Annotated in this window: 18 protein-coding genes and 3 pseudogenes; 12 read left to right on the forward strand and 9 right to left on the reverse strand. The window is 69.3% G+C overall.

Features of this window, described 5'->3' with window-relative positions; all coding sequences use genetic code 11:
* The first annotated feature begins 57 nt into the window (after positions 1–57).
* The 3 genes from A6A06_RS41930 (at position 58) to A6A06_RS43970 (ending at position 1655) form a co-directional block, all read left to right on the forward strand.
* Positions 58–210 carry a hypothetical protein gene (locus A6A06_RS41930; RefSeq protein ID WP_199931064.1) on the forward strand — a complete coding sequence of 51 codons (153 nt, stop codon included), beginning with the start codon at positions 58–60 and terminating at the stop codon, positions 208–210.
* Between the two features lie 255 nt (positions 211–465).
* Complete coding sequence (locus tag A6A06_RS43965) at positions 466–1032, forward strand: glyceraldehyde 3-phosphate dehydrogenase NAD-binding domain-containing protein (RefSeq protein ID WP_443333767.1); 567 nt, start codon at positions 466–468, stop codon at positions 1030–1032.
* A 161-nt stretch (positions 1033–1193) separates the two neighbouring features.
* The gene (locus A6A06_RS43970; protein ID WP_443333768.1) at positions 1194–1655 is read left to right on the forward strand and encodes an OsmC family protein; all 462 of its coding nucleotides are present in this window, start codon (positions 1194–1196) and stop codon (positions 1653–1655) included.
* 220 nt (positions 1656–1875) lie between these two features.
* On the opposite strand, the gene A6A06_RS22230 is transcribed toward A6A06_RS43970, so the two are convergent.
* A complete protein-coding gene (locus A6A06_RS22230) occupies positions 1876–2343 on the reverse strand; it encodes a MarR family winged helix-turn-helix transcriptional regulator (protein WP_073763009.1) in 468 nt (155 codons plus the stop codon).
* Between the two features lie 103 nt (positions 2344–2446).
* On the opposite strand from A6A06_RS22230, the gene A6A06_RS22235 reads away from it, so the two are divergent.
* A complete protein-coding gene (locus A6A06_RS22235) occupies positions 2447–3661 on the forward strand; it encodes an amidohydrolase family protein (protein WP_073763010.1) in 1215 nt (404 codons plus the stop codon).
* A 534-nt stretch (positions 3662–4195) separates the two neighbouring features.
* Here A6A06_RS22235 and dmpG read toward each other — a convergent pair.
* The 6 genes from dmpG to mhpA all read right to left on the reverse strand — a co-directional run bounded on the left by dmpG (position 4196) and on the right by mhpA (position 10670).
* On the reverse strand, positions 4196–5227 hold the full coding sequence (gene dmpG / locus A6A06_RS22245) for a 4-hydroxy-2-oxovalerate aldolase (RefSeq protein WP_073763012.1): 1032 nt from the start codon (positions 5225–5227) through the stop codon (positions 4196–4198).
* The gene (locus A6A06_RS22250; RefSeq protein ID WP_073763013.1) at positions 5224–6174 is read right to left on the reverse strand and encodes an acetaldehyde dehydrogenase (acetylating); all 951 of its coding nucleotides are present in this window, start codon (positions 6172–6174) and stop codon (positions 5224–5226) included. Before A6A06_RS22250 ends, dmpG begins: the two co-directional genes overlap by 4 nt.
* Entirely contained in the window at positions 6171–7028 is an 858-nt protein-coding gene (mhpD, locus tag A6A06_RS22255) for a 2-keto-4-pentenoate hydratase (protein ID WP_073763014.1), read from the reverse strand. Before mhpD ends, A6A06_RS22250 begins: the two co-directional genes overlap by 4 nt.
* Before the next feature lie 112 nt (positions 7029–7140).
* Positions 7141–8160, reverse strand: coding sequence for a VOC family protein (locus A6A06_RS22260; RefSeq protein ID WP_073763015.1), 1020 nt, complete (start codon positions 8158–8160; stop codon positions 7141–7143).
* The gene (locus tag A6A06_RS22265) at positions 8157–9032 is read right to left on the reverse strand and encodes an alpha/beta fold hydrolase (protein WP_073763016.1); all 876 of its coding nucleotides are present in this window, start codon (positions 9030–9032) and stop codon (positions 8157–8159) included. The genes A6A06_RS22260 and A6A06_RS22265 overlap by 4 nt, the downstream gene beginning before the upstream one ends.
* A 30-nt stretch (positions 9033–9062) precedes the next feature.
* Complete coding sequence (gene mhpA / locus A6A06_RS22270) at positions 9063–10670, reverse strand: bifunctional 3-(3-hydroxy-phenyl)propionate/3-hydroxycinnamic acid hydroxylase MhpA (protein ID WP_073763017.1); 1608 nt, start codon at positions 10668–10670, stop codon at positions 9063–9065.
* 137 nt (positions 10671–10807) lie between these two features.
* Between mhpA and A6A06_RS22275 the strand changes: the two genes are divergently transcribed.
* The 4 genes and pseudogenes from A6A06_RS22275 to A6A06_RS43975 all read left to right on the forward strand — a co-directional run.
* The gene (locus A6A06_RS22275) at positions 10808–11440 is read left to right on the forward strand and encodes a TetR/AcrR family transcriptional regulator (RefSeq protein ID WP_073763018.1); all 633 of its coding nucleotides are present in this window, start codon (positions 10808–10810) and stop codon (positions 11438–11440) included.
* Positions 11441–11650: 210 nt separating this feature from the next.
* Positions 11651–12700, forward strand: coding sequence for an amidohydrolase family protein (locus tag A6A06_RS22280; protein WP_073763019.1), 1050 nt, complete (start codon positions 11651–11653; stop codon positions 12698–12700).
* Between the two features lie 11 nt (positions 12701–12711).
* On the forward strand, positions 12712–14274 hold the full coding sequence (locus tag A6A06_RS22285) for an MFS transporter (RefSeq protein ID WP_073763020.1): 1563 nt from the start codon (positions 12712–12714) through the stop codon (positions 14272–14274).
* 337 nt (positions 14275–14611) lie between these two features.
* Positions 14612–14758, forward strand: a pseudogene (locus A6A06_RS43975) (DUF317 domain-containing protein); the annotation flags it as partial.
* On the opposite strand, the pseudogene A6A06_RS41940 reads toward A6A06_RS43975, so the two are convergent.
* Both A6A06_RS41940 and A6A06_RS22300 read right to left on the reverse strand, forming a co-directional pair.
* Positions 14742–14930 (reverse strand): annotated as a pseudogene (locus tag A6A06_RS41940) (transposase); the annotation flags it as partial. The pseudogenes A6A06_RS43975 and A6A06_RS41940 sit on opposite strands and share 17 nt — an antisense overlap.
* Positions 14931–15077: 147 nt before the next feature.
* The gene (locus A6A06_RS22300) at positions 15078–15776 is read right to left on the reverse strand and encodes an SDR family NAD(P)-dependent oxidoreductase (protein WP_073763022.1); all 699 of its coding nucleotides are present in this window, start codon (positions 15774–15776) and stop codon (positions 15078–15080) included.
* Positions 15777–15881: 105 nt separating this feature from the next.
* Between A6A06_RS22300 and A6A06_RS22305 the strand changes: the two genes are divergently transcribed.
* The 4 genes and pseudogenes from A6A06_RS22305 to A6A06_RS43555 all read left to right on the forward strand — a co-directional run bounded on the left by A6A06_RS22305 (position 15882) and on the right by A6A06_RS43555 (position 19421).
* On the forward strand, positions 15882–16757 hold the full coding sequence (locus A6A06_RS22305) for a helix-turn-helix transcriptional regulator (protein WP_073763023.1): 876 nt from the start codon (positions 15882–15884) through the stop codon (positions 16755–16757).
* Between the two features lie 39 nt (positions 16758–16796).
* Positions 16797–16998 (forward strand): annotated as a pseudogene (locus A6A06_RS41945) (hypothetical protein); the annotation flags it as partial.
* A gap of 1160 nt (positions 16999–18158) precedes the next feature.
* Positions 18159–18356 (forward strand): helix-turn-helix transcriptional regulator, encoded by a 198-nt coding sequence (locus A6A06_RS42930; RefSeq protein ID WP_073763024.1) that lies wholly within the window; start codon positions 18159–18161, stop codon positions 18354–18356.
* Positions 18357–19118: 762 nt separating this feature from the next.
* Positions 19119–19421, forward strand: coding sequence for a hypothetical protein (locus A6A06_RS43555; protein WP_274535886.1), 303 nt, complete (start codon positions 19119–19121; stop codon positions 19419–19421).
* Positions 19422–19566: the final 145 nt, after the last annotated feature.

Consider the following 19566-nt stretch of genomic DNA (forward strand, 5'->3'; position numbering starts at 1 on the left):
CTCGGCGAGGAGGTCGTAGCGGCCCTGTCGGAGCCAGTTGACGGCGGGGAGACGGCGATGACGAAGCTCGCCGGTGTTCCGGTGCCGACCTTCGGCAGGACCCAGCCCGCCTGGCTGGCGCCCCAGCGCGGGCTCGCCACTCGCTATGACAAGACCCGTGAGTCCTACCACGCCGCCGTCACCATCGCCTCACTCCTGCTCTGGATCTGACCCTTTGAAGACGATCTCTAGCACCCCGGGCTGTCCGGGCCCTCACCCTCGACGCCGCCGAGCAGGCCCTCGGCGGTATCGGTCCGCCGTGTTCGGCTGCCGCATCGTTGCCCGGCCCGCTCGCTGGCTTCGATCGCCGTGGACGGCCTCAGAACTGCCGGCTCCCCCCGCCGGGCTGGTGATGCGGTCCAGTGGACGCGTCTCGCGTGGGGCAGAACGGCCGTTCCGCGTTCCCGCGTGGGGCCGTTCGGCCCCGTGCTCGCCGTGTCGTGGGCCGGGATGGTGGTGGGGCAGCGCAAGCTGGCGCCGCCGGCCGGTGGCGCCCCAGAAATGATCCAGGAGGCGGATCAGGACATGGTCGTGCGGGTGGGGATCAACGGGTTCGGGCGGATCGGGCGGAACTGTCTGCGGTGTGTGCTGGAGCGGGTGGCGCGGCAGGCGACGGCGGTCGAGGTGGTGGCGGTCAACGATGTGGCGTCGGCCGGGACCTTGACGCATCTGCTGGAGTACGACTCGACGTACGGCAGGTTCGGCCTGGAGGTCGGGACGGAGGACGGTGCGCTGGTCGTCGCCGGGCGGCGCATAGCGGTGTGTTCGGAGCCCGACCCGGCCGCTCTGGACTGCTCGGTGTTGCCGGTGACCGACAGCGCGGGAATCGCAGCGGGGCTGGTGTCCGCCCGGCAGATCAACCGCGTGCCGCTCGAAGACCGGCCCCTCACCACACTGCGCGACATCATGCGCCCGTTGGCTGCAACCGTCACGGTCTCTTTCGACGAACCGGCCGACGACCTGTTGCCCCGGCTGCAGACAAGTCACGAATGACACGCCCTGGTCCTCGATCCGGCGAGCGGCAAGCTTATCGGCATCGTCGTGCCCTCCGACATCCGCCGATCGGTCACCTGGCTGACGGCGGCCACCGGGGACGCGGCAGCCGTCCAGGACGGCGAAGGCCGCACGACAGCAGGAAGGAAGAAGGACCGGCGATGAACGGAACCGCACCGCGCCACGGCGAGAGGGGCTCTCACCAGCGACAGGGGGAAGCACCAGGTGCCGACCGCATCGAGGTAAGGCACAACGGCGGAGAGACGTACGCAGCCGGGGTACTGGATCATAAAGTGATCGTGGACCAACCCGTCCCTGCGGGTGGGGACGCACCCGGTCCGACCCCGGTGGAGCTGTTCGTGACCGCGCTTGCCACATGTGTGGCCTACTACGCGGGCTCGTTCCTCAAGCGGCACGGACTCGCGCGTGAAGGGCTGCGGGTATTCGCCGAGTTCGACATGGCAAAGGGCCTCCGGCACGAGTACGGACCGTACAAGTTCGCGTCATTCCGCCCAACAAGCTCAGCTCAGCTCAGCACAGTGAGAGGCGCTACGGGCCATGACGAACCGCTGCACTGTGGGCAACTCCCTGCGCTTGCCGCCGGAGGTCAGCGTCGCCGTTGACGGAAGTGGCGTGTCATCGGTGCCTACGGCATAGAAGGCGGCCCGCGACATGACCCGCATTGAGTTGCCGCCAACTTGAATTCGCAGGTCAAGGGGCTGGTGTGATCGGTTCCCAGGACTCTCACCCGGTTCACGGGTGAGAGTTGGATCGGTAGATCGTCCGTCAGCGTGTTCGACGCCCGGGCTCCTGGCCATGACTCGGTCTCGGGGTGCTGCTCGTTCAGTCGCGGCTTGTGGTCTGTTTCCTGGACCAGGCGGTGGCGTCGGCTCCGTACCGCGTCAGGAGCCGTGCGAACTGGGTCCGCTCCTCCGGTGACCAGGCGACGGTGATCTCCAGGAACGCTTCTCGCTGTTCGGCGGCGAAGCGGTTGCGTTCGGCCTCGCCGTGATCGGTGAGTTCGAGCACGGTGCGGCGTCCGTCGGACTGGGATGCCGCCCGCCGCAGCAGTCCGTCCGCTATGCAGGCGGCGACGGTCCGGCTGGCCACCGGCTGCGCGACGCCCATCTCGGCGGCGAGCCCGCCGACGGTCGTCTCGCCCGGCGCGTCGGCGATGACGTTGAGCACGAGGTTGCGGGAGAGGTCCTTGCTCGATGCCGGTGCGCGTCGCCGCAGACGGGACAGCGCCGGACCGATCTGATCCAGCGCCGGGTCGTCGGGGGGCTGCTCGGAGGAGGGCGTGCTGCTCATACGCCGAGTCTAGGCCCGGCCGGCACATTTGCATACCATTCAATAAGTGCATAGCATTGGATATGTAAATATTGAACGAGCTTAGGAAATGAGGCGGACCGTCATGACGCTCACCGCGATCACCAACGCGCAGATCTTCGACGGGGAGAAGGTGGTCGGCGTACGGACCGTGGTCATCGACGGCGGGAGGATCGCCCGCATCGGTGGCGACGCTCCCGAGGGCAGTGAGATCGTCGACGGCAGCGGCGCCACACTGCTGCCGGGTCTCATCGACGCCCATGTGCACTCCGCCCCGGGTTCCCTGGCGCTCGCCCTGCGGTTCGGGGTGACGACCGAACTGGAGATGCAGGGGATGAACACCCGGGAGAACCGGGGGGCCATCACCGACGACGACACACAGGCCGATGTGCGCTCCTCCGGCTTCGCCATCACACCGCCCGGCGGACACCCGAGCGAGCTGATGCCCGAAGGGTTCCGGCCCAAGTGGGACCTTCCCCCGGTGATGCCCCTGATGCCGTTCTCCACCACGCCCGAGGAGGCCGCCGCCTTCGTGCCGCAGCTCCTCGCCCGGGGCTCCGACTTCATCAAGTTCATGATCGACGACGGCAGCGTGGAGGGACACCCCGGGCTGCCCGCGCTCGACCAGGCCACCGTGAATGCCGGCGTGGCCGAAGCCAAGAAGTACGGTGCCCTGACCGTGGCCCACGCGCTGACCGTGGAGGCCACCAGGACGGCCGCCGAAGCCGGCGTCGACGGCGTCACCCACGTGTTCATGGACCAGCCGCACACCGCCGAGATCATCAGCCTGATCAAGGACGCGGGCATGTTCGTCATCCCCTGCGTCACTCTCAACGCCTCGATGATGGGGGTCACCGGCAGCGAACTCGCCGACGACCCCCGGGTCGCCGCACGCCTCGACGCCGGCTGGGACCGGACCCTGCGCTCCAGCTACAACCGCTACCCGCAGGGCAAACTCCACGACGTGTACGACACCGTGCGCGCGCTGGACGCCGCCGGCGTCGACGTGCTGGCCGGCACCGACGTCTCCATGCCCGAGACGTTCTTCGGGGGCCTGGCACACGGGGCGAGTCTGCACCACGAACTGCAGTACTTGGTGCAGGCCGGTCTCACTCCTGCACGGGCCCTGCGCGCGGCCACGGCGACCACGGCCCGCCGCTTCCGCCTCAGCGACCGGGGTCGCATCGCCGAGGGATTGCGCGCCGACCTTCTGCTGGTCGACGGCGACCCGGTCAGCAACATCAGCGACACTCTCAACACCCGTGCCATCTGGCGCCGCGGCACCCGCCTGGCGGCATGACCGCAGCACTTCCCCTTGAGGGAAGGACTCAACTGTCCGGTTCTTGCTCGCCGCGGTACGGCGACCTTCTACGATCCGCTGCATGCTCGGATCCCGAGCTGCTGGAACGGATGAAACAGTGAGGACAGTGGGGAGCCGTCGTCCAGGTCATGCTGTCGTTCGATCAGGCCCTCGCGGAGGGTGTCCTCAAGCGACAGCGTGTCCGAGGCATCCTGGGGCGGAGTGAGCGCCGTCCCGATGTCTTCCACCGGCACGTATCCCGGGTCATCGTCCAGGGGGCCGCGTGCAGGACCAGGGCGATGGCCGGCAGAGCGTTCGTGAAGGGGCCGCTGCTGTAGGTCTTGGGCCAGACCGGCTCCAACGATGTAGCTGAGCGGGGCAATGACTCGGCCCACCGTTGATTTCGCCAGTCGTCGTCCTTCGCAAGGCTGAAGGCCATCCGGCCCGCTGCCCACCACAGATCCCGCATGTCGGCCATGCTGCCTACCTACGGCCCACGGGGTGTCCTGTCCGCCCCTTGCCGGCCGTTCCCGATCAGCCGGCGGAGTCGGCCGCCGCGAGGTCGAGGGCGATGTCCGTGATCATGTCCTCCTGACCGCCGACCATCTTGCGCCGGCCGACCTCGACGAGGATCGCGCGGGTGTCGAGGCCGTGCCGCCGGGCGGCGGCCTCGGCGTGGCGCAGGAAGCTGGAGTACACGCCCGCGTAGCCGAGGGTGAGGGTCTCGCGGTCGACGCGGACCTCGCGGTCCTGCAGGGGACGTACGACGTCGTCTGCGGCGTCCATCAGGGGGAACAGGTCGCAGCCGTGTTCCCAGCCCATCAGGTCGGCGACCGCGACGAACGCCTCCAGCGGGCAGTTCCCGGCTCCGGCGCCCTGGCCGGCGAGGGAGGCGTCGACGCGGGTGACGCCGTTCTCGACGGCGACGACGGAGTTGGCGACGCCCAGGCCGAGGTTGTGGTGGGCGTGAATGCCGATCCCGGTGTCCGGTTCGAGGACGTCGCGGTAGGCGCGGACGCGATCGCGGACGCCGTCCATGGTCAGGCGGCCGCCTGAGTCGGTGACGTAGACGCACCCGGCTCCGTAGGATTCCATCAGCTTGGCCTGGCGGGCCAGTTCGCCGGGTTCGGCCATGTGGGACATCATCAGGAACCCGGCCACGTCCATGCCCAGGTCGCGGGCGGCGCCGATGTGCTGGGCGGAGATGTCGGCCTCGGTGCAGTGGGTGGCGACGCGGACCGAGCGGATGCCGAGGGCGTGGGCCTGCCGCAGGTCGTGCAGGGTGCCGATGCCGGGCAGGAGCAGCGTGGTGGGCAACGCGTGGTGAACGCTGTCGCAGACGGCTTCGATCCACTCCCAGTCGGTGTGCGCGCCGACGCCGTAGGTGATGCTGGAGCCGGACAGGCCGTCGCCGTGGGCGATCTCGATCGCGCCGACCCCGGCGGCGTCCAGCGCGGCGGCGATGGTGCGGGCCTGGTCGACGGTGTAGAGGTGGCGTACGGCGTGCATGCCGTCCCGCAGGGTCACGTCCTGTATGTACAGGGCGGGGGGCTGGTTCGGAGTCATCGGGAGACCACCTCGGTGAAGGGCTGCGCGGCGGACATGCGCTCGGCGGTGCGCAGGGCGGCCGAGGTCATGATGTCGAGGTTCCCGGCGTAGGCGGGCAGGTAGTGGGCGGCGCCCTCGACCTCCAGGAAGACCGAGACCTTCGCGGCGCCGGTGGTCTTCGTGCCGACGGGCAGCAGTGTGCGGAGGGGGTCGTCGTCGGCGACGCGTTCGAACTGGACCTTCTGCTTGAGGCGGTATCCGGGCACGTATGCCTGGACCCGGGCGACCATCTCCTCCACCGATGCGGTCACCGCGGCGTCGTCGCACTCGCTGACCAGGCAGTACACGGTGTCGCGCATGATCAGCGGAGGTTCGGCCGGATTCAGGACGATGATGGCCTTGCCCCGGACGGCGCCTCCCACCTTCTCGATGGCCGACGAGGTCGTCTCGGTGAACTCGTCGATGTTGGCCCGGGTGCCGGGGCCGGCCGAACGGGAGGAGATCGAGGCGACGATCTCTCCGTAGTGGACGGGCGTCACGGCCCCGACGGCGGCCACGATCGGAATGGTGGCCTGGCCGCCGCAGGTGACCATGTTGACGTTCGGTGCGTCGAGGTGGGCATCGCCGTTGACCGGCGGGACGACATACGGGCCGAGCGCGGCGGGCGTCAGGTCCACGACCCTGCGCCCCAGCGAGCGCAGCACCTCGTCGTGGTGGCGGTGCGCGCCGGCCGAAGTGGCGTCGAAGACGATCTCGACGTCCGCGAACTCGTCCAGCCTCACCAGGCCGTCGACGCCCTCGTGGGTGGTGGCGACCTTCAGGCGGCGGGCACGGGCCAGGCCGTCGGAGTCGGGATCGATCCCGACCATGGCGGCGATCTCCAGGGAGTCGGAGAGCCGCAGGATTTTGATCATCAGGTCGGTGCCGATGTTGCCCGACCCGATGACGGCGACCTTCGTGCTCATGCTGCGGTCCTTTCCGTGGCGGCGGATGCGAACGTGGTCGTGACCGTGCCGAGCCCTTCGATGTGCGCGGTGAACTCGTCGCCCTCGGCGGCGGCGGCCATCGGGCCGAGCGCGCCGGTCAGGACGATGTCGCCGGCCCGCAGCGGGTCGCCGAGCCCGGCGAGGGTGGAGGCGAGCCAGAGGGCGGCGGTGAGGGGGCTGCCCAGGCAGTCGGCTCCGGTGCCCTCGGAGACCGTCTCGCCGTTCTTGGTGAGGATCATCGTCACGGCCCGCAGGTCGACGCGGTCCAGGGGGGCGGGGGTGCCGCCCAGGACGTACAGGCCGCAGGAGGCGTTGTCGGCGATGGTGTCGACGATGGTGATGTCCCAGTCGGCGATGCGGCTGTCGACGATCTCCAGGGCGGGCAGCGCGAAGGCCGTGGCGCGCAGCAGGTCGGCGACGGTCGGGTCGTGATGCGGAAGGTCCGCGCCGAGGACCAGGGCGACCTCGGCCTCGACCTTCGGCTGGAGGAGCCGGCCGGGGGCGATCGGGCGTCCCTCGGGCACCGCCATGTCGGCGAACAGCGCGCCGAAGTCGGGCCGGTCCACGCCGAGCTGCCGCTGCACGGCGGGCGAGGTCAGGCCGATCTTGCGGCCCACCAGCCGCCGCCCGGCGGCGATCCCGCGTTCCACGTGCAGGCGCTGCACGGCGTACGCGGCTTCGACGTCGCCTTCGGGCAGGCGCGAGCGCACCGGGGCGCAGGGGGCGCCGGTGCGGGCGGCCTCTTCCAGGGCGGCCGCCGCCTTGTGCACGGCGTCGGCGGGCTCGTGGGCGCTCACGATCGCCCCCGGCGGGAAGTGGTGTGGAGCGAACATGCGGGAGTTACCTCCGGTCGGGGAGGGGCGGGGTTGTGGGAGGGGCGGCGACGGGAGTCCGCCGCTGCATGACAGGTATAGGCGTACGGTCCGAACAGCGGCAAAATATGGATCAGTCGTCGGCGATGCCCGCGCCGCTGAGAGCGGGCACCGTGTTCTCGGGGTGAGCGAGGGAGCGGGCGCCGGCACGGAACTGGGCGAGCTTGTCCACGATGGTCTGGCCGACGGGGAGGTGGCCCCAGACGCTGATGCCCTGGTGGGTGGAGGGTTCCCAGATCGTCTCGTCGATGACGATCGGGTTCCAGCCGACTTCCCATTCGAAGCCCGAGGGGGTGCGGGCGTAGTAGGAGAGTTCCTTGTCGTTGGTGTGCCGGCCGACCGACAGCGCCATATCGAAGCCGAGTTCGTGCACCCGCTGGTAGCTCTGGGCCACGTCGTCCAGGGTGGCGGCCTGGATGTTGAGGTGCTGGACGCGGGTGCGGATCGGGTCGATGGGCAGCCCGCGGGTGGCGGCCACCGCGATGGAGTGGTGGCGTTCGTTGACGCGCAGGAAGCGGATCTTGAGTTTGACGCCGCTGATGGTCTCGTCGATGTAGTCGGTCAGGCGGGCGTCGAAGACGGTGTTGAAGTAGCCGCGGATCTGCGTCGGCCTGGTGGAGGTCAGCGCGACGTGTCCCATGCCGGAGTCGCCGGTAACGAAGCCTGACGCGAGCATGCGCAGCGGTTCGGCCGACGTCAGCGGGGTGGTGTAGATCTCCTGGGTGATGCCCTTGGGGCCGGGGAACCGCAGGAGGCGCTCCACGCCGCGCAGGGCGGCTTCCTCGTCCGGCCCGCGTACGACAGGGACGCCGTGGGCCCGGATACGGGCCTCGATCTGCTCGAAGGAGGCGTGGTCGTCGATGTGCCAGCCGGTAGCGACGACGTCCTCGGCCGGGCCGCGCCTGAGCAGGAAGCGGCATTCCTGGTCGTCGAGGCGGAAGCGCATCAGGTCGCGGGAGAGGCTGTCGTGGTGCATGCCGATGGCGTCGGTACCGAAGCGGCGCCAGTCGGCGAAGCGGTTGGTCTCGATGACGATGTAGCCGAGATGGACGGCGCCGAAGACGGAGGCGGTGCTGGTCGCTGCGGTGTTCATCGGCGGCCCGCCAGGAAGTCTGCGCACAGCCGGTTGAAGAGCTCCGCGCGTTCGAACTGGACCCAGTGCCCGGTGTTGGCGACGAGATACAGGTCGCAGTTGGGCATGCGCTCGGCGAGCATCCGGCCGCCGGACGGCCGGTTGACCCGGTCCCGCGCCCCCCACAGCACCAGCGTGGGCACGGGCAGCCGGGACAGGCGCGCATCGCGGGTGAAGTCCATCTTCCATACGGTCCGCAGGGCGTCGGGCCCGGACGGCCGTCGCAGCGGCGGTGAGGCGATCACTTCCGGATCGATGCTGGCCCGGTAGCGCTCGTCGATCGCAGCGTCCGGGACGTCGGCGGCGTTGAAGACGAGATAGTTGCGGATGAACTTCTCCAGCTTCTGCCGCGAAGGCCCGTCGCCGCTGTAGTAGTTCAGCAGGCTGTTGAGACCTGGGGTGGGCAGGGCGCGGGTGGTGCCGATGCCGCCGGGGCCCATCAGGACCATGCGGTCGACCCGGTCCGGGGTGTCCAGGGCCAGGCGCAGGGCGCAGGCGCCGCCGTAGGAGTTGCCCACCAGGTGCGCCTTTTCCAGGCCCAGTTCGTCGAGCAGTCCGCGTATGCCGTCGGCCAGATGGCCGAAGGGGTCGCTGCCGTCGACGCCCTTGGTGCTACGGCCGTAGCCGGGCAGATCGGGCACGATGACCCGGTACTCCTTGGCCAGCTCCGTGATGTTGCGGGCGTAGTTGGAGACGCCGGATGCTCCGGGGCCTCCGCCGTGCAGCAGCAGGACCGGCGGGCCCTCTCCGGTCTCCGCGGCGAAGATCTTCCGTCCGCCGATGCCGTACGTCGTCTCCTGCATCGTCGGCAGACCGGTCGGTGTCGTCGTCATGATGCCGGTGTCCTCACTGTGTCGGTGTTCTCACTGGGTGCTGGACGCGTCGAGGCGCGGAGCCGTGGACGAGGTGAAGCCCTGGGGCGGCGGCGGAAGCAGGGCGCCTGCGGTGGCCGCCGCGTAGACGTAGGCGTCGGGACGCAGGGCGAGCGTGGCCGCGCCGTGCCGTCTCATCCACGGCAGCAGGACGCCGTCGCTGTCGACGAGGGTGCCTTCGGCCGGCCCGGAGCCGAGGGGTGTGATGGTCAGGGAGGAGACGCCGGATCGGCTCCAGACGAGCTGCGGGACGGCGGTGTTGGCGTGCAGCAGGGCCCATCGGCCGCCGAGCGCGTCGTCGAGCCGGACACGGGTGCCGTCGGGGCCGGTGACCCAGGGCTGGGGGATCTGGTGGCCGGTCGCCTTGGTGCGGGGACGGGCCTGGAGGCCGGCTTTGTAGCGGGCTACGGGGATCCAGTGCGAGTCCTGTGTCCGGTCGCCGAAGCCCGGTATGCGGTCCAGGGTGCGCAGGACGCCGTTGCGGACGCGGGCGACGGGCCGGCGGCGCTCGGTGATGATCCGGCCGACGAACACCGCCCGCCTGGTGACCTCCCTGACGTGCGGCTTGCGCTCGGCCTCGTAGCTGTCGAGGACGCTCTCGGGCAGGTGGCCGCTCAGCACGGCGTCGAGTTTCCAGCAGAGGTTGGCCACGTCGCGCACGCCGGCGGCCATACCCTGACCGATCCACGGCGGCATGGCGTGGGCGGCGTCGCCGGCGAGGAAGACCCGGCCCATCCGGAAGCGGGTGGCGAAGCGCACGTGGTGGCTGTAGACGGTGGCGCGCAGGATGTCGATGCTGTCGCGGGAGATGCCGTACCGGGCCACCAGCCGGTACACGGCCTCCTCGGTGGTCAGCTGCTTCTCGTCGTCACCGGGCAGAATCGGGAACTCCCACCGGTGGTGGCCCAGCGGGGTCGGGCAGTCCACGGCCGGTCGGGCCGGATCGCAGTGGAAGCGCAGCTTGTCGTGGTCCGGCCAGGGCTTGAGCATTTTCGTATCGATCACCACCCAGCGGTCCTCGTACGTCGTGCCCTCGTAGCCGATGTTCAGCTGGGCACGGGTGAGGCTGGATCCGCCGTCGGCCGCGATCACGTACGAGGCGCGCAGCCGGTGGACGGAGTCGTCGGCGGTGCCGACGACCGTCAGCTCCACCCCGTCGGCGTCCTGGCGCAGGCGCAGGCACTCGTGGCGCAGAAGGATCTCCACGTTCGGGTAGCGGTCGACCCCGTCACGCAGGACCTGCTCCAGCGCCGGCTGGTAGATGAACATCTGCGGTGGGTGACCGTGCCCGCGTGGGGTGGGGCGCGCGCTGATGAACGTACGGCCGTCGGCGTCGACGAAGTCCACATCCCGCTCGGTCAGCATGTCCTGCTTGAGCCGCTCGGCCAGGCCGATGCGCTGCCAGATGCGGACGACCTCCTCGTCGGTGGAGATGGCCCTGGCACGCGCGAAGATCGCGTCGTCCCGCTCCAGGACGACGACCCGCAGCCCCATCGCTCCCAGCAGGTTCGCCGCGGTCACGCCCGTGGGCCCGTAACCGATCACCGCCACGTCGTAGACGCTGTCTTCGCTCTCCGACCCGGCCCTGGTCCCGGTCATCGGGCCACCTCACTGTCGATCATGCCGCACACCCTTCCTGTATTGGTCACTACAATTGGAACGAGCGCTACGGTAAGCTGGTCGCCGGAAGCGGTCAAGCGGCCGGCGCGGAACGCACCGACAGGAGGACATCTGCCATGACGAAGCCGCAGACGACCCGGAAGAAGCGGGCGAACGGAGTGGAGTCGCGGCAGCGCATCCTCGACGCCGCCGTGGAAATCTCCGGCGAGCGCGGGTACGAAGGCACCTCGATCGTGGCCGTCAGCGCCGCGTGCGGACTGCCTGCCAGCTCGATCTACTGGCACTTCAAGGACAAGGACGACCTGATCGCCGCGGTCATCGAGCGCAGCTTCGACACCTGGCTGGCCGCGTTCGAACTGCCGGACGAGGAGTCCGGCACCCCGCTGGAACGGGTCACCGCCGTGGCTGGGAACGTGGCGAAGTCACTGGTCGACGCCCCCGACTTCCTGCGCCTGGGGCTGATGCTCGCGCTGGAGCGGCGCCCGGCCGAGCCGCGCGGCCGCACGGTGTTCCTCCAGGTCCGCGACATCGCGCGCGCGAAGATCGCCGAGATGGCCGCATCGCTCGTTCCGGGCCTCGACGAGGAGTCCGTCCAGATCCTGACGACCTACGCCGTCGCCGGCGCCGACGGGCTGTTCGTCCAGCGGGAGATCAACGGGGACGCCGTCGACCTGGTGGCGATGTTCGAACTGCACGCCCAGCTGGTCTACGACGCGGCGACACGGATGGCGGCAAGGAGAAAGGCATGAGCCCGGCAACCGCCGGGTCGTAGGGCTGGTGACCGGTGTGCGGCTCCTGGCCCCCCATGGAGTACGCCCCCGACCTCGCGGCGCTCCCTTGATCGGAACCGGTCAGAGTGCGGAGGCGCGTCACGGAGCCCTCGGCGGCCGATGGCGCGACTTCCCCGCCGCACTCCGTGGAACAGCCGCACTTCCGCAGACCACAGGAAAGGCCGCTTCATGTCCCCTTCCGCACAGCGCATCGACGTGCATCAGCACATAGTGCCCGCCTTCTACCGCGACGAGCTCGCCAAGACCGGCATCGCCGACGCCGGCGGACGCTCCCTCCCCGACTGGAGCGCCGAGTCCGCCCTGCGGCTGATGGACCTGCTCGGCACCACCACGTCGATCGTCTCCGTGTCGACGCCCGGCACCAACTTCCTCACCGAACCCGCCGACGCCGCCGACCTGGCCCGACGCCTCAACGACCACTGCGCGGCCCTGGCCACCCACCACGCCGGCCGCTTCGGCTTCTTCGCCACGCTGCCGATGCCCGACTCCGACACCTCGGCCGCCGAGGCCGCTCGCGCACTGGACGACCTGCGCGCCGACGGCGTCACCCTGCTCGCCAACAACCGGGGTACCTACCTCGGCGCGGGCGGCCAGGACGCGCTGTGGCAGACGCTGAACGACCGCGGCGCGGTGGTCTTCGTACACCCGGCCGAACTGCCCGCTCCTCCGGTCGACGGCATTCCCGCCTTCGCCGCCGACTTCCTTCTGGACACCACCCGCGCCGCCTACCTCCTGGTCCGCAACGGCGTCCCGCGCCGCTACCCGAACGTCCGGTTCATCCTCAGCCACGCCGGCGGCTTCGTTCCCTACTCCTCACACCGCATGGCCCTCACCATCGCCAACGACACCGCACGCAGCCCGCTCGACGTACTGGACGACTTCCGCTCCTTCTACTTCGACACCGCGCTGTCCTCCAGCCCCGCCGCCCTGCCGACCCTGCTCGCCTTCGCCCGCCCCGGACACGTGCTCTTCGGCAGCGACTGGCCCTTCGCCCCCACCCCAGCCGGGCAGTACTTCGCGAGCGGTCTCGACGACAACCTCGCCCGGGACGTCCTCAACGCCGTCAACCGCGCCAACGCCGAAGCGCTCTTCCCTCGTCTGGCCGCCACTTCCCCGACACCGCCACCAGTCCCGCCGAGCCCCGTGCGCCTGCGGCGGGCGGCGCAGCGCACCGCCGCGCGCCTGGTATTCAAGCTCGTCCAGCCCAGCACCGAATGAAACGGTTCCCCATGTCCACCAGCCCCCACCGCGAGTCCGACGATCGGACCGAGGACCGGCGGCAGGACGCCGCCGCGACCGGCCGGGCCGGCCACAACGGCGTGCTCTTCGCCATGTGCCTGTCCCTGATCCTCGTGGTCGCCTCCGTCTCCGCGCTCAACCTCGCACTGCCCGACCTCGCCATCGATCTGTCCGCGACCAACAGCGCCCTGACCTGGATCGCCGACGGATACACCGTCGCCCTGGCCGCTCTCGTCCTGCCCCTCGGCGCCATCGGCGACCGCATCGGACGCCGTAACGTCCTCATCGCGGGCACCATCGTCTTCGGCGCCGCCTCCCTGGCCGCGTCCTTCACCGACTCGACCACCGCGCTCATCGCCTGGCGAGCCGTCATGGGCCTGGGAGCCGCGATGATCATGCCGGGCACCCTGTCCACGATCACCGCCGCCTTCCCTCCCGAGCAGCGGGCCAAGGGCGTGGCCACCTGGTCCGGATTCGCCGCCGCCGGAGCCATCATCGGCATGCTCGCCGCGGGGGCCCTGCTGGAGTGGTTCTCCTGGCGGTCGATCTTCATCACCAGCGCCGCGGCCGCACTCGTGGCCGCCGTCACCGCCCTGCTCCTGGCGCCGGACACCAAGGACGAGCACCCCTCCCCGCCCGATGTGTCCGGGGCCGTCTCCACGGCCGTCGGTATCGGCGCCCTGGTCTTCGCCATCATCGAAGGCAACGAGCGGGGCTGGACGGAGCCCGTCGTGATCGCCGCCCTCATAGTCACCGTACTGGCCTTCACCGCGTACGCCTGGCTCGGCCTGCGGCGTGAGCACCCCCTGCTCGACCCCGCCCTGTTCGGCATCCAAGGCTTCCGGGCCGGCGCGGTCACCGTCCTCGTGCAGTTCATGGCCGTCTTCGGGTTCTTCTTCGTCGGCCTGCAGTACCTGCAACTCATCCTCGGCTACAGCCCGCTCAAGGCCGCCGCCGCCCTCGTCCCCGTCGCCGTCGTCGTCCTGCCCACCTCCCAGGCCACCCCCCACCTGGTGCGACGGATCGGGATGAAGGCCACCATGACCGCCGGCCTGCTCCTGCTGAGCGCCGGCCTGTTCGTCATCTCCCAGCTCGACGTCGACTCCGGCTACCTGCCCTTCCTCGGCGGACTCGTCCTGGCGGGCTTCGGCATCGGTCTGTCCGGAGCCGTGGGCACCTCCGCCATCACCGGCTCACTCGGCCGCGGCCAGCAGGGAGTCGCCTCCGCCATGAACGACACCACCCGCGAGGTCGGCTCGGCCGTCGGCATCGCCGTCATGGGCTCGATCTACGGCAGCCACTACCGATCGAACCTGCCCGCCTCCCTCGACCGGCTCCCCGCCGAAGCCGCCGAGGCCGCACGCGGCTCCGCCGCAGCGGGCCTGCACGTCGCCGACCAGCTCGGCGCGAGGGGCGCGGCCCTGGGGAACGGCGTCAAGTCCGCCTTCATGGACGGCCTGTCCGCCTCGCTCGTCGCCGTCGGCGTCATCGTGCTCGCCGCAGCCGTCGGATGCCTGCTCCGGGCACCGAAGGTGCCACCGACATCGGACTGAATTGCCAGCGGCCGGATGCCCTCTGGCCGCGCAGGGACCTCGGCGGGGCTGTGATCTCCGCAGAGACAATTCTCTTTTCCCGCCTATAGCGCTCTTGTGGAAGGCGACGGCACCATCAGCTTCGCTGACACGCCAGCCTCGACCATGGTTCGGCTTCCTCCTGCCGGACCTGTCCATCGAGTGAGTTGTCGCGCGGCGGACGGCTGACCTCGCTGTCTATCAACAGCAGTTCGCCGGGGGCAGACGGGGAAAATTCACGAAAGACTGGCCAGCGGGCGAGGGGCATGTCAACGTAGACGACCTTGCAGGAAACCCCAGGTCAGAGAGGTGATTGCTCGTGACTGTGGCATCCGCTGGCCCCGGATTGTCCACCACCGCCGAAGCCCTGAGGCTGCGCGAGTGGCAGCTCGGCCCCGGCCGGCCCACGCTCGTCATGGACCAGTTCTCCGCCGAGGACTTCAGCCTGATCGTGGATGACCGGTCGGCCAAGCGCCGAACCGTGTCGGCATCTCCCGCCACTGGCCGCCGGTCTTGAACCGCCAAATCACGCTTTCGAACTGCTGCCGCAGCCGTTCGGGGTAGGGGCCGTACTCGCCGATCGGCAGGTACGGCTCGATGAACTCCCATTCGACGTCCTTCAGTTGTACTTGAGTCACGCAAGAAGATCTACCGGTTCGGGCCCGCCGCGAGGGCGAATCCCGCAGATTGATCACGATCCGATCTGCGCCCTGGAGCTGCCCGAATACTGCGACGACTACGTGATGTCCTTGTCGCCTGGAGTGGCTGATCCGGCACGGCCGGATTCAGGACCAGGCGATCTCGCCGTGGCGGGAGACGAAGCGTCCGGTGCCGGCACTGGACGCCTCGGTTGCGAGGGCGACGATCGCGTCCGTGCCCTCGGTGACGGTTTGGGGGCCGCTGTGACCGTTGAGGTCGGTCGCGGTGTAGCCGGGGTCGGCGGCGTTGACGCGGATGCCTTTGAGTCCCTTGGCGTACTGCGTGGTCAACATCGTCAGTGCCGCCTTCGAGGAGGTGTACAGCGGCGCGACGACGTGCGACTCGGGCCGGCTGGGATCGTGGGTGAGGGCGAGGGAGCCCATACCGCTGCTGACGTTGACGATCACAGGGTCGTCCGAGCGGCGCAGCAACGGCAAGAACGCAGTCGTGGTGCGGACGACCCCGATGACGTTGACGTCGAGGACGGCGCGGGCGTCGGCGGCGGTGAGGTCGCTGGGATCGCCGACGGGGCCGTGCACACCAGCATTGTTGATCAGGACGTCGATCCTGCCCTCGTGTTCGGCGACATCCGCGGCCGCGGCGGCCACGGACGCATCGTCGGTCACGTCGATGGGGACGTAGCGTGCGCCGAGCGCAGCGGCAGCCTCCTCGCCCTGCTCGCGGTTGCGGGCTCCGACGAGCACAGCGTGGCCACACTCGATCAGGCGGCGGGCGGTCTCGCGGCCGAGACCCTTGTTGGCTCCGGTGATGAAGGTGATGGTCATGCGTTCGATCCTGATCCCGACGAAGGAGTCGGACCAGGGACGCTTCGACGGTAGGAAGACAAGTACCACCCTCGCGTGCCCATGCACGTCCGGGGATGCAGGAGGATGGAGGCCATGTCGACGACACCCGGTACCGGACTGAGCGTGATGATCCGCACGTGGCGGGATCGGCTGCCTCCGTCGGCCGCCGGGCTGCCGGTGGTCCGCGGGCGCCGGGCGGCCGGGCTGCGGCGCGAGGAATTGGCTGACCTGGCCAGAGTATCGGTCGACTACATCGTGCGCCTGGAACAGGGGCGGGCCACGACACCCTCAGCGGCGGTGGTGGCGTCCCTGGCGCGCGCCCTGCAACTGTCCATCGCCGAGCGGGACCACCTGTACCGGCTGGCCCAGCTCGTACCGCCGGTGGACGGCGCGATCTCTGACCATCTCCCGCCCGGCGTCCAGCGGGTGCTCGCCCGCCTCGGGGACGTGGCAGTCGCCGTGTTCGCGGCGGACTGGCAACTGGTGTGGTGGAATCGTGGGTGGGCCGCGCTGCTGGGTGACCCCTCCGCCTCGCCGCCACGGCTGCGCAACTTCGCCCGCGACAGGTTCCCGGTGCACGCCGGCCCCGCCCACCTCGCGCTGTGGCCGGTGACCGAGGCGGACCGCGACGCCACCGACGCCGCCGTCGTCTCCGACCTGCGACGCGCCACCGGCCGCTTCCCCCAGGACAGCCGCCTGGCCGCGCTGATCCGCGATCTGAACGCGGGCAACAGAAGGTTCGCCGAGCTATGGGCGACCGGAGAGGTGGCCGCGCACCGCGAGGACCACAAGACCATCGACCACCCGTCGGTGGGCATGGTCACGGTGGACTGCGACGTCCTGACTGACGGCGACTCCGAGCTCAAGATCGTCATCATGACCGCCGTGCCCGGCAGTGAGGACGAGACCAAGCTCCGGCTCACCGCCATCGCCGGCCCACCGGCCACGACGCACAACTGATCCGACCCAAGCGTCGATCGACTGGTTGCATGTGCGCGGCGAGCGCCGAACCACGATGCTGACCTCTACCAGGAGAGGAACACCGTCGAGGGCCTGATCGATAAACTCAGGGCGTGGCGAGGCATCACCATCCGATAGGACCCCAGACAGCTGCCTCGCCATACACCTGCGCGCCTGGATGATCTGGATCAAAGACCCTCACCCGGACCACTCATTGATCACAACTCAATACGCGCCCTAACTCCCTGGTCCAGCGCAGTGACCTTGGAAGCCCCGCATAGCCGTTCTTGCAGTTGCTGAGCGTGTGGCCGGTTTCCGGTGGCCGCTGGGCTGGGACAGGGCAGGGCGGCACCGACGCGGCGTCAGCAGTGTTCGTCGGTGCTCGTCGGCCCCGGGCAGCGGGATGGGAGGCTGCGCTGCGTCTGCTGCGCTGGACATCGTCCGGCGGACCGCGCAGGCCGACCTATGGGTGGCGGTGGTGGCCGAGGTGTCGGGCCGCCCGGCACTACGGAGCCCTGGCCGCCGACGACCGCCTTTCCCGTCGCGACAAGTCCCCAACCCGCGGATGAACTGCTCGTTCGGGCCCGTCGTGGTGCCGCCGCCCGGAGCTGGCTGGGAATGAGCAGCCCACGCCCGCAGCTGCGCGGCGGACGTGGGCAAGTCCCGTTGGTGGGCGACAGCCAGGTAATGCGAAGTGGCAACGGGCGATCCGCGACCTTCGTTTGCTGCGGCTTCTCCGTCACGCATTCGCCCACGGCAGACGATAAAGACTTCGAAAAGAGTGGAACCCTGTCCGGGGCTATGTCAACGTATGACACCCCTGGCCCGCAATGCTGTTAAGCGGATCGCTGGGTAACCGATGAGGAGTTCTTCTGCCTCTGCGTACTTTCCGATCTGCTCGGGCAACCGCCTCAGTCTCTTTGTGTTCGCTCAGACGCAACCGGACTGCGGTGGTCTTTCGTGCGCTACCCGTCTGGGCGTCTGCTGTTGGTCTCGTCGGAGGCGTCTTTGTGCAGCGCGGTCCGTCCAGTCGTTGGTCGCGAGGCTTGAACGCTCCTGCGAGGCAGGTCGACTGGTCGGGGAGCAGGTGGACTCGGGCACGGGAGCAGCTAACGGCTGTCACCGCTGGTGGCAGGTAGGCGTCGCCGAGGACGGAACGGGCGGAACATAGCCGACGACCACCGGTTAGCCAAACCGGGGATCCTTCACATCATTGAAGTCCGTATCGCTGTACTTGGCGGTGGAGCGTGCGGATGCGGCTACCGATGCTGCGTTGCAGCGCCAGTCGCGATACGTCTCGCCGGACGCCCGGTGGGACATGTCGGCTTACGCGCAATTGTTTGGCTCGCCATGCATCGCGCCGGCGCCTCATCGATGTATCTCAGAACGAAGGAAGTATTCGTGGCTCGCCCCCCTGCGTTCAAACTCGCCGAGGTTCTGGCGGAAATCCGCATGAGCCCGTCGGCGTTCTACCGCCTGCGTGCGCGCGGGCAGGCGCCCCACATGATCAAGCTGCCGAATGGGGAACTTCGGTGTCGTCGCGCCGATCTGGATACCTGGTGGGCGGCGTGCGAAAGGGATTCTGACGCTTGGCGATGAGTTACAACGTCCGCGTCTGGGACATACGCGAGCGTACCGATCGGCGCAAGCCGTACATGGTCCGGTGGACGGTCAATGGACGCGAGAAGTCCGAGTCTTTCATGACCTCCGGGCTCGCCGACAGCCGACGCTCGAAGCTGGTGACAGCCGCGCGCGACGGCGAACCTTTCGACGAGCACACGGGCTTGCCGGCGTCCGAGCTGCGCGCCATCAAGCAGCGGACAACGTGGTACGACCTCGCCCACGAATACCTCGACCAGCGATGGAACCGCACACCGGGAAACACCCGCCGCACCCTGGCTGACGCCTTTGCCACCATCACGCCTGCTCTGGTGCTGCCTGGCGTGGCCTACCCGGAGCCCAGGGTGCTGCGGCGTGCCCTGTACTCGTGGGCCTTCAACAAGAACGTGTGGGACCAGGAACCGGCCGATAAGTGGCGCAAGCCCCTCGACTGGATGAAGCGCCATTCCCTGCCCGTCAGCGCACTGGCTGAAGCCGACGTGCTGCGCAGGGCGCTGGATGCCCTGTGTCACACGCTGGACGGCAAGGCAGCTGCGGCCAAGACGGCACGGCGGAAGAGGGCCGCGTTCAACGAGGTCCTCAACACGGCAATGGAGAAAGGTTTCTTCGCGGAGAACCCCCTCAAAGGGCTGAGGTGGAACGCCCCGGCGGTCGACGAGGAGGTGGACCCGGCTGCCGTCCCCAATCCGGCTCAGGTCGCCCGGCTGCTTGCGGCGGTTGCCCAGCAGAGCGGGCGATTACGTGGACGCTGCGGCCTACGGAACGACGTGGGCGCGAGCGCGCGAGTTGGCGCTGACCCGGACGGAGCACGCCACCGGCCTGGCCAAGCGGCCCTACGACCTGCGGCACGCCGGAATCTCGTTCTGGCTGCACTCGGGCGTGGACCCGGCCGAATGCGCCCGCCGCGCGGGCCAGAGCATCCAGGTGCTCTTCCGCCACTACGCCAAGTTCCTGGACGGCGTCCGGGAGCAGGCCAACCGGCTCAACGAGCAGTCCATGCAGGAGTGGGACCGCGTCAGCGGAGGAGGCGCTCCCGCGAGGTGAACCAAGGTTTTGGTCCGTGACTGGTCCGGAAGAGCTGGTCAGGAGGGGTGTAGCGATGGGAGGAACTGGGAGGCACCACACAAAACGGGCCTCGCCCGGAGTGTGAGCAGAAGAAGGCGCCTGACAGGCAAAAGACCAGGTCAGG

The sequence above is a fragment of the Streptomyces sp. CB02923 genome (assembly GCF_001905005.1).
In the GTDB taxonomy this organism is placed as follows: domain Bacteria; phylum Actinomycetota; class Actinomycetes; order Streptomycetales; family Streptomycetaceae; genus Streptomyces.